This is a genomic window from Lacticaseibacillus pantheris DSM 15945 = JCM 12539 = NBRC 106106 (genome assembly GCF_001311175.1).
Classification (GTDB): Bacteria; Bacillota; Bacilli; order Lactobacillales; family Lactobacillaceae; genus Lacticaseibacillus; species Lacticaseibacillus pantheris.
The window spans coordinates 1-1,118 of record NZ_BBAI01000079.1 but is presented as its reverse complement, the minus strand read 5'-3'; the positions used below and the strand labels follow the sequence as shown (position 1 = coordinate 1,118).

Annotated in this window: 2 protein-coding genes; both read left to right on the top strand. The window is 49.2% G+C overall.

Features of this window, described 5'->3' with window-relative positions; translation table 11 throughout:
- Positions 1 to 494 (top strand): helix-turn-helix domain-containing protein (locus JCM12539_RS13355; protein WP_369396119.1); only part of this gene is annotated, 494 nt, incomplete at its 5' end.
- Positions 391 to 1,032: an IS3 family transposase gene (locus JCM12539_RS13350; protein ID WP_162204169.1), complete on the top strand. Its 642-nt coding sequence runs from the start codon at positions 391 to 393 to the stop codon at positions 1,030 to 1,032. The genes JCM12539_RS13355 and JCM12539_RS13350, both read left to right, overlap by 104 nt.
- Positions 1,033 to 1,118: the final 86 nt, after the last annotated feature.

The following is a 1,118-nucleotide window of genomic DNA, read 5'->3' as shown; positions in this document are numbered from 1 at the left end:
GACGTGTACCCCAAAAGTTGGAACTAAACTTTGGGGGTATTTTGATGACCAAGATTTCAATGGATACTTGTATTCAGGCGGTTAAATGTTATCTTACTGGCAACAGCTCCAAGAATCGCGTCGCCAAGCAGTTTGGAATTGCCAATTTCCGCTTTCGTATTCTCGTTGCCGTCTATGAAAAGCATGGCATACAGGGCTTGATGGCATCACCGAAAGTTACTGGTGATTTTCGTGCCAGTCTAGTAGAGTGGAAGCAAAGTCATAATGCATCAATCACTGAGACGTGTGCGCACTTTGCCTATCCTTCGTACGCAAGCATTACTAATTGGGAACGAATCTACTTCAGTGAAGGCAAATCAGCGCTTCTCGCGTTACGGCAGGGAGTGAAACGTGATCAATCAAGAGAGTGTACAACAACGGCTGAAACGCCTGGAAAAAGAGAACTTATCGTTGCGGATACAGAACGACGCCTTAAAAAAAATTGGCAGCCTTGAGAAAGCAACAAAAAGACAAATCAGCGAGGTCATCATCGCACTCAGGGCCAAGTACAAACTAGTTGATTTAATCCAGGCATTACCCATTAGCATGTCAGTTTTTCAGTACTGGCAGCAGCGGCTGAGCCAGCCCGACCCTGATGAAGAGATCAAGGCCCGCATCTCGTTGGTTTTCAACGCCCATAACGGCAATTACGGCATCCTGCGGGTGACACCGGAAGTTCGGGCGATGTACGTGTCAGAGGGCCGTCAAGCGCCGAATCACAAACGGATCCAGCGGCTTATGGTTGAGATGGATATGCACTGTCAAAAGTATGGCAAACGGACGCGCAAGTATGACTCCTCCAAGGGGCCCTCGGGTAAGAAAGCCAAGAACAAGTTGAATCGGCGTTTCAGCGCTGACCGGCCGTTACAAAAGCTGGTTTGCGATGTCACGGAATTACAAGCCACAATGGTGATAAGGTCTATTTGGAGGTTATCAAGGACCTCTACAGCACCCGAATCCTGGAGTGGGAACTCTCGACGCGGCCGACACTAGAGTTCAGTACGGCGCCGCTAGAACGGTTAGTGGCGCATCTGCCATCTACCGGATATCAGATTACGCTACACACCGACCAAGGGTGG